This is a genomic window from uncultured Ruminococcus sp. (genome assembly GCF_946415235.1).
GTDB lineage: Bacteria > Bacillota > Clostridia > Oscillospirales > Ruminococcaceae > Ruminococcus.
In genome coordinates, this window is the sequence record NZ_CAMKRR010000123.1 from 1 (window position 1) to 8,164 (window position 8,164).

8 protein-coding genes, 2 tRNA genes and 1 pseudogene are annotated in these 8,164 nt (G+C 41.5%); 2 read left to right on the forward strand and 9 right to left on the reverse strand.

Translation table 11 applies throughout. The features are described from left to right. The 4 genes from Q0R37_RS14195 to Q0R37_RS14210 form a co-directional block, all read right to left on the reverse strand. On the reverse strand, positions 1–122 hold a 122-nt coding region (locus tag Q0R37_RS14195; RefSeq protein WP_294755226.1), incomplete at its 3' end, for an NAD(P)H-dependent oxidoreductase. Positions 123–262: 140 nt separating this feature from the next. After that, positions 263–357 (reverse strand) — tRNA-Ser (locus Q0R37_RS14200). Between the two features lie 2 nt (positions 358–359). Beyond that, positions 360–485, reverse strand: a tRNA-OTHER gene (locus Q0R37_RS14205). A 12-nt stretch (positions 486–497) separates the two neighbouring features. Then, complete coding sequence (locus tag Q0R37_RS14210; RefSeq protein WP_294755220.1) at positions 498–722, reverse strand: helix-turn-helix transcriptional regulator; 225 nt, start codon at positions 720–722, stop codon at positions 498–500. 872 nt (positions 723–1,594) lie between these two features. Between Q0R37_RS14210 and Q0R37_RS14215 the strand changes: the two genes are divergently transcribed. Together Q0R37_RS14215 and Q0R37_RS14220 are read left to right on the forward strand one after the other, a co-directional pair. Further along, positions 1,595–3,814 carry a glycoside hydrolase family 11 protein gene (locus Q0R37_RS14215; protein WP_294755221.1) on the forward strand — a complete coding sequence of 740 codons (2,220 nt, stop codon included), beginning with the start codon at positions 1,595–1,597 and terminating at the stop codon, positions 3,812–3,814. A gap of 411 nt (positions 3,815–4,225) precedes the next feature. Further along, the gene (locus Q0R37_RS14220; protein ID WP_294755222.1) at positions 4,226–5,263 is read left to right on the forward strand and encodes a tyrosine-type recombinase/integrase; all 1,038 of its coding nucleotides are present in this window, start codon (positions 4,226–4,228) and stop codon (positions 5,261–5,263) included. Positions 5,264–5,617: 354 nt separating this feature from the next. Here the strand turns inward: Q0R37_RS14220 and Q0R37_RS14225 are convergent, their stop codons facing one another. The 5 genes and pseudogenes from Q0R37_RS14225 to Q0R37_RS14245 form a co-directional block, all read right to left on the reverse strand. Continuing rightward, positions 5,618–6,661, reverse strand: a complete 1,044-nt coding sequence (locus tag Q0R37_RS14225) for a site-specific integrase (protein ID WP_294755223.1) — start codon at positions 6,659–6,661, stop codon at positions 5,618–5,620. An 85-nt stretch (positions 6,662–6,746) separates the two neighbouring features. Next, positions 6,747–6,971, reverse strand: coding sequence for a hypothetical protein (locus tag Q0R37_RS14230; protein WP_072299724.1), 225 nt, complete (start codon positions 6,969–6,971; stop codon positions 6,747–6,749). A gap of 19 nt (positions 6,972–6,990) precedes the next feature. Then, entirely contained in the window at positions 6,991–7,371 is a 381-nt protein-coding gene (locus Q0R37_RS14235) for a hypothetical protein (RefSeq protein ID WP_294755224.1), read from the reverse strand. Next, positions 7,337–7,543: pseudogene (locus Q0R37_RS14240) on the reverse strand (MobA/MobL family protein); the annotation flags it as partial. The pseudogene Q0R37_RS14240 and the gene Q0R37_RS14235, both read right to left, overlap by 35 nt. Before the next feature lie 117 nt (positions 7,544–7,660). Further along, positions 7,661–7,990 (reverse strand): DUF3847 domain-containing protein, encoded by a 330-nt coding sequence (locus Q0R37_RS14245; RefSeq protein WP_294755225.1) that lies wholly within the window; start codon positions 7,988–7,990, stop codon positions 7,661–7,663. Positions 7,991–8,164 lie beyond the last annotated feature (174 nt).

Here is an 8,164-nt window from a genome sequence, read left to right on the forward strand (position 1 = left end):
GATACTATCTCCACATTATTATTCTTTGCAGCGCCTTCTGCAAAGCTCTGCGCCAGCCGCGCAGTATTGCCGTTTTTTCTCACACTGCCAACAAGAATTACTATGTTACTCAACTCCGACACCTCTCTTTTCAATTATTATAACTGAAAAAAAGCAGTTTTTCAAGGTTAATTTGTGAACAGATAAGTGCATAAATGATTATCCCGAAACGATTTGCCAATCGCTTCGGGGGGATTTAGGGAATGTTGAATTCAAGTTTTTATGGCGGTCGCACTGAGATTTGAACTCAGACATCGGAACATTCCGATTACTCACAGTTTAGCAAACTGCTGCCTTACCAGTTAGGCTTATGCGACCATTGGTGGGCAAGGCAGGAGTCGAACCTGCGATGTTTACCGCAAGGGTGGCAGATTTATCCCCCAAGGGGACTTTCTCGCTACGCTCACAGCGCATCTGCTGCGTTCGCCAGCTACGCATACTTGCCCATATTTCGCCACTCATATTCTGGTGACGATTATTATTTTATCTATGGTCACATCAAACATATCCGCAAGTATTATCAGATTATCAATAGTAGGTACAGCGTCCCCACGCATCCACTTGAAGATAGCCTGCGGAGTATTGAAACCGCATCTTGCCTGTACGTCGGATATTCTGAAACCTTTGGACTTGATGATATTCTTGATGTTATTACCTGTTGCCTTTACATCGATTACCGGCATCGTGAGCAACTCCTTTCCTTGTATTATGAAAACAAAAACACCGCCTGCTTGCATACAGACGGTGTTTATCATTTGTATGGATCACAACACAAAGAAAGTGCTCTCCGAAATGACTATCCACTACGTTTATCTGTATGCAGCACAAATAGAGCCTCTTCACTCTCGTGATAGAAACTTTCTTCATAGTGTTCGCTATACAGATATACCATAGTAAACTGTCTCATTTCGGTTAACTCCTTTCGTAATAATTCTTGTTACAGAGGTCGTTCTCGACCGTTCCTGTTCTGACTACACCTGTATTATATCATAGCTTTTCGGAAAAAGCAAGTAAACTACAGGTATATTATAAAAATAGCATTATGCAGAAAATGCACATTACTATGAGTTGTCTCATTTTTTTGCGATAACTGACAACAGCTCACATTCACACGGACAGTAGCTGTTTTTTATTGAAAAACTCCCACGAATATGATATAATTATTGAAACTATCGGAAAGGAGCCACAGCTGACCATGAACGAGATAGGCTACTCTCTGATATTGCAGGAGTCATGTCACATGCCCAACGGCAAGGCACCGGTGAGACTTGATTTTATGATGAAAGGATGATTTTATGTATATTCCGGAAATACCAAATAACAGTATAGCAAAAGAACTAAAAAAACTGACTGCGTTAACTGGCTCAGTTTTCTTTTAGCATACATAGTGCACTTTCATTTTGTTCTCAAAAACGTACTATTTGTTACAAAAAAACACTTGACAAATAGTTCTTCAATGTTATAATAAAAGTAGATAAAAATTTGGGGGACTACTAAATTTCGTTCTAAATTAATGCTGCAATTCATTTGCAGACAAAAACAAGGAGTGATTTTAGTGGCAAAGTCCAAAATCAAAAAGATCATCAGCGGCACCGTTTCAGCGCTGATGGTCGCATCAAGCATCCCGTTTGTCGCTTCAGCAGCCGATCAGCAGACTCGCGGAAATATCGGCGGATACGACTATGAGATGTGGAATCAGAATGGCCAGGGTAATGCTCAGATGAACCCGGGCGCAGGTTCTTTCACCTGTTCATGGAGCAACATTGAGAACTTCCTTGCTCGAATGGGCAAGAATTTCGACAGTCAGAAGAAGAATTACAAGGCTTTCGGAAACATTGTTCTCACATACGACGTTGAGTACACACCGCGCGGAAACTCATATATGTGTGTATACGGCTGGACAAGAAACCCTCTCATGGAATATTATATCGTTGAAGGCTGGGGCGACTGGAGACCACCCGGAAACGACGGTGAGAGAAAAGGCAATATCACCCTCAACGGAAATACCTATGAAATTGCCAAGACAATGCGTTACAACCAGCCCTCTCTCGACGGTACCGCAACATTCCCTCAGTACTGGAGCATAAGAACAACAAGCGGCTCACAGAACAATACAACAAACTACATGAAGGGCACTATCGACGTATCCAAGCACTTCGACGCATGGAGCCAGAAGGGCCTTGATATGTCAGGTACTCTCTACGAAGTATCTCTTAACATTGAGGGATACAGATCAAACGGTTCTGCTAACGTCAAGAGCGTAACCGTTACCACAAATGCAGGCGATGACCAGATGGGTCAGCAGACAGGCGGCGGAAACGCCGGTGGTGGTAATGCAGGCGGCGGTTTTGACATGAGTCAGGGCGGACAAGGCGGTTTTGACATGAGCCAGTTCGGCGGCCAGGGCGGACAAGGCGGCTTTGACATGAGCCAGTTCGGCGGCCAGGGCGGACAAGGCGGCTTCGATATGAGCCAGTTTGGCGGTCAGGGCGGACAAGGCGGCTTTGACTTTAGCCAGTTCGGCGGCCAGGGCGGACAAGGTGGCTTTGACATGAGCCAGTTCGGTGGCCAGGGCGGACAAGGCGGTTTTGACATGAGCCAGTTTGGTGGCCAGGGCGGACAAGGCGGCTTCGATATGAGCCAGTTTGGCGGTCAGGGCGGTATGAACTGGGGCAACTTCGGTGACATAGGCAATACCGACAGCGGTCAGCAGGTTCCCAACGACAATGACGGCAATAACTCTTCTCAGAATGAAAATATGATAAGGATCATGCCGGCAGGTGATTCCATAACCTTTGGTATGGGTGATACCGGCGGATACAGAAAGTACCTTGATTACTTCCTCAAGGAAAAAGGCTACAACAATATTGATTTTGTCGGCCCGGAGGGCAAAAACGCTGCAACCTTCAATTATAACGGCAAGAGTGTTACATATGATGACAATCACGCAGGCTACAGCGGATACACGATCAAGCAGAATTCAGGCTTCGGAAGCTTATACGATGTACTTAAGCAGAAAAATGCTATAAAGCAGGCCAATCCCGATATCGTTCTACTTATCATCGGTACAAATGATATGAACGGTAATCGTGCTACAAGTGCTTGTGAGCAGGATCTCCGCGACCTCATCGATTATTTCCTCGCAGAGATGCCTTCTGACGCTATGCTCTTTGTTTCAACTATCCCGGAACTCGGCGGCGGAATGTTCGGCGGTGGAGACAGATCCGCTCAGATCGCTGACTACAACGCTGCTGTTAAGAAGGTAGCAAACGAGTATAACAGCAATGGAAAGCGCGTAACATTTGCCGATATTCATAGTTGTCTCAATGGTACTGCCGACCTTGGCGATGGTGTTCACCCCAATGCTGCAGGTTATGAGAAAATGGGCAAATACTGGGCTGATGTTGTTGACGAGTATCTTAAGTCTTCAAAGCCTGCTGTAACAACAACAACTACTACTACAACGACCACAACTACTACTACAACGACCACAACTACTACCACATCTTCAAAACCAGCTGCTACAACAACTACCACCGAGACTCCACAGCTCAAAGTCACTATGGCCGGTGATGTAAATTGTGACGGTCAGCTCGACATGGGAGACGCAGTTCTTATAATGCAGGCACTTGCTAACCCTAACAAATACGGCGAAGACGGTACGGCTGAGAACCATCTTAATGAACAGGGTAGGGTAAATGGTGATATGGACGGAGACGGTCTTACAGTCGGCGACGCGCAAAAGATACAGAAGAAGCTTCTCGGCTTGGAGTAATCCAGTGTCGTATGTGTGAAGTAAAACAACTAAGAAATATCGCAAAGTACTTAAAAGACTTCTTATAGTTATTAATCACGACCCCGAGACTAAAAAGCACCTTGATTTTTTCAAGGTGCTTACTTAAAAAACTGATTTCAATTTTGGGTTAAAACTTGAAATCCCGTGAGGTTATGACACTCTAACCTCAGAAATCTCAAAAAATTCGACTTGAAAAAATATCTATTTTGTAAAAGACACACATTCAGCAACCCCACAAATGGCTTAAAATAGCCGTTTGTGGGTTTTCTTTTTTCTGAAAAATGAGTTTGTACGCTACTCATATTTTTTCGGCGTACAAGCATCGCTTTTTCACAGTATCACTTATGCATATTAATAAATAATATTCATTTGGCTTTTAGGGATGCTTCATTGCTTGGAAGGGCAGTTAAAACAAACGAAGCTGTAACACCTACTATTGATTTCAAAAAATATATCCTTGTTTATGACGGAAAGAAGTATAAACATGAGCGAATAACACAGTCGGAGCTTTCCAGAAAAGCAGAGGTTTCTCTGACTACTATAAAAGTACTTCTTAAGGGTAAAGCTATCAGCGTGAAATGTGCAAAGAAGATTTCAGATGCCCTTGGACTGGAATACAAAAAGGTTTTTAATGATGTAAAACGAGATAATGTTAGTGTGGCGACTGTAAAAAGATATCACGCTATTATATCAGGAATCTTTAAACACGCAGTAACTCAGAATATTATTCCTGTAAATCCATGTACAAGAGTCAGACTTCCTAAAGCACCAAAACCTGAAGCAGTGTTTCTTGACGAATCAGAAGCACTTCGCCTCTTGGATGAACTCGAAGATGCACCTGAACCGTTCAGAACAGCTACAATGCTATGTTTGTTTACAGGAATGCGAAGAGGAGAGCTCTGTGCCCTGAATTGGGAAAATATAGATGAAGATGCACTTCTTGTATGCGTAAGGAAAAATCTTACCTATACGAAGGAATTCGGACTTGTTGAAGGAACTCCAAAGACAAAATCTTCTATCAGAGATATAAAGATATCTGATAACGTCATAGAAATGCTGCATGAATACAAGAAATGGCAGGACGAGTACAAGTATAACCTTGGAAATAAGTGGATTGAAACAGGAAAGGTATTCACCAATGATTTTGGCGGTTGGCTGAGACCTGATACGTTTTCAAGCTGGTTCCGTAAATTCTGTAAAGAACATCATTTTGATAAAGTTCACGTACACACTCTGCGCCATACCGCAGCAACTATTATGATCATGAACGACATTCCTCTGAAAGTAGTTTCTCAGAGGCTCGGACACAACAGCACTACCGTAACGAATGATATTTATACCCATGTTATACAGAGAGCGGACGAAATGGCAGCGAAAGCGATGGATCTGTCATTGTTCTCAAAGAAAAAGAAGGATAAATCCGCATAACGAATTGGCAGCAGCCGGAGAAGTATTATCTCTGGCTGCTGTCTTTTTTTATAGTGATTTATATTACGTAAGAACCAATAAGAACCAAATAAGAACCAAACGCCTATTTGGACGAATAGTGTACTGGAAGAAAATACTCATATTTTTGGTTCTTACGTAAGAACCAAAATGACATTTTAAGAGAAAAACAGCATATAAAATTTTAACCACGCAGTCCATAAACCGCGTGGTTAAGCCATTTGCTTGGAGCTTGTGACGGGACTCGAACCCGTAACAAATAAACAAAAACTGCCACTTACAGGCATTTATACTTTAATTCGTGTGACATTATGTGATTTTCTCATAATCACATATTTATGCCGAAGCATTATCAGAGTCAAGAATTATACCGTTAAAGTAACCATCAATCATTTTGTCAATCTTTTTTCGCTCTGAGCTGAATGTCTGCTGATAAACTGATTTCAATATACAATCTGTCGACCAACCGCCGCGTTCCATTGCGTATTTGTCTGGAACTCCAAGCATAAGCATGATTGAAGCGTTCAAGTGTCGCAAATCATGAAAAGTCATTTCGATATCTTTTTCTTTTACAAGTTTCTTGAATCGATCATAAACTATTTTTCTTGTAAACGGAATAATAAAATCCTCGCCGCTTTTATGTGGAATAGACATTATCATATCATAAATATAATTTGGCAATTCGAGTTGGCGTTTACTTTTTTCCGTCTTACAGCCTTCACGTACTTTGTAACCATCTTTAGTTTTTATGATTGTACGTCTTACATTAATTTCATGAGTTACGGTGTCTACATCCTTGAACTTTAGTCCTATGACTTCACCAATTCTCAAGCTAAGCCAGGCTGCAAGCAGAACAGGAAGTTCAACGTCAGTACCTTTAACGATAGGAAAAAGTTGTTCAAAAGAAGGTAATTTCTTTTCTCTTTTTTTAAGTTTGGGAAGTTTTACACTGTTTAAGTTGATATTAACTTCAAACATCTTAAGCACAGATTTAAGCAATCCATAAGCATTTTTCAAAGTTTTAGGACTTATTGTTTCAGCATCAATATTAATTGCCTGCTGAATCTGAATAGGCTTTAAATCAAAAAGCTTTATATTCATAAGAGATTTGAAGCGGAATCTCAGTACCTGATCATAGCTACATATAGTTGTTTCTTCAAGGATGTTTTTACGGCTTTCAATATACATTTCTATTGCCTTTGAAAGAGTTACATTCTTGTCAAATTTTTGTTCTCTATTGCAAATAAAGTCGGTGGCAAGTTTCATTGCCTCCCATTCCTCTTTGGCAGTGAATGATTTTACGATACGTTTGCCGTTTTCATCGTGACCTGCAACTACCTGTACTCTGTAATTTCCCGAAGGGAGTTTTTTAGCTTTCATAATATCATTCCTTTCCGAGTTACGGAAAGTGATATCAAACTATAGATATAGTATACCACTTTCCGTGTGATTTGTCCAGTGTTTTTTACATTGCAAGAAGCTCGTCAAGCTCCATGCTGTTCACAGTAAGAAAGTTATCGATTTTTTCGAGAGTGATATTTCGTGCGTTCTTGTCATAGTCTCTGAGTGTTCGCTCACAAACTCTTAAATAAGCTGCAAGTTCGGTATCAGAAACATCTTTAAGATTCTGCCAGTAACGTATCTTACACCATATCTTTTTGTAAATAGTGATTCTTTTTTCCTTTTTCATAATTACATATCCCGTCCTTTCATTCCAGTTCATAAGTGCGTTTCTTCTGCACTTCATGTTGTTTGTCTTCGTACTTTGCAAGCCTGTCGATGTTGTAGGCTATGGTTTCCATTGCAGAAACATCTTCGGCAAGCCTGTCGATTTCTTTGAGCTCATTCTGATGTGCCTGTTTGAGTTCAGCAAGTTCTTTTCTCCATGCTTTCGGAGTTATCTTCTTATCTCCAAGAGTTGTGCTGTAATACTTCTTTGCAGTTTCAAATAATGTGATCTCTCCGCGGTGCTCGTTGTAGAACTTGTCCTTTTTCTTCGGTTTTGTTATGGACTGCCATTCCTGATAAACAGCCTTATTGTTTTTGTAATACTCATAATGTGGAACGGTCTGCGTATTCCGCAGGAGCATTTGGCGGCAATAATATTTCGCTGTGAACTACTCCGCCTTTGCGTGTGAAGTCATGCGTCATTCCGTCATAATCGTTGTGAAGCTTTTCTCCTGCACGGTATGCTGCTGCGGCTACGGCAGATTTTCCTTTTCCGCGGCTGATAATTTTTATTGAGCAATGATAGATTGCGATATTATCACCGCCTTTTCAGCCTCGCAGAGCGCACATACCATGTCAGTGGTATATAAGTGCGCCCTTGGTATAATCAAGGGAAGTAGTATGCTTACCTCATAATCAGCTTTTTCAGAATTATTCATCAGTATCATCATGGAAAAAAGCTCCTTTCAAATTAACAGGCAGGCTGCTGAATGCAACTCTAAGGATATGCTTTATCTGTTCGTTGGAATAAGATTCTGCATCGGGGAGAATACTTTCAAGAATAGCTCCCCGTTCAATAAGACGGTGAGTACGGCTGCGGCGTTTTTCTTCCTTATAACGATTACGCAGAGTATTGATATGATGGGCTTTCTGCGTTTCTTTTTCAGTCAGCTTTTTCAGTTCAGCTTCGATAGCTTCTCGTTCCACAAGAGCTCTCTCATAATCGCTTTCAATATTGATAAGCTTGGCTTCTTCGTTCATAAATCTTCTCCTTTCTGAGCGTTGTTATCGCTCCAGTCAACAACTAAGGTTTCATATTCGTGAAGTGGGATGTCACAGACAGTGTACTCGGCGTGATCTATTCTGCCGTGTGCATTTCTCGGATACCGCCGCCGCAGATATCCAAGCTGTTCCAGTTCTTTTATAGCTGCCGTA

Coding starts and splice junctions, on each gene's coding strand:
- Q0R37_RS14245 (WP_294755225.1), bottom strand. CDS start 7,990: ATGAACGAAGAAGCCAAGCTTATCAATATTGAAAGCGATTATGAGAGA.
- Q0R37_RS14225 (WP_294755223.1), bottom strand. CDS start 6,661: ATGAAAGCTAAAAAACTCCCTTCGGGAAATTACAGAGTACAGGTAGTT.
- Q0R37_RS14235 (WP_294755224.1), bottom strand. CDS start 7,371: ATGCTCCTGCGGAATACGCAGACCGTTCCACATTATGAGTATTACAAA.
- Q0R37_RS14210 (WP_294755220.1), bottom strand. CDS start 722: ATGCCGGTAATCGATGTAAAGGCAACAGGTAATAACATCAAGAATATC.
- Q0R37_RS14230 (WP_072299724.1), bottom strand. CDS start 6,971: ATGAAAAAGGAAAAAAGAATCACTATTTACAAAAAGATATGGTGTAAG.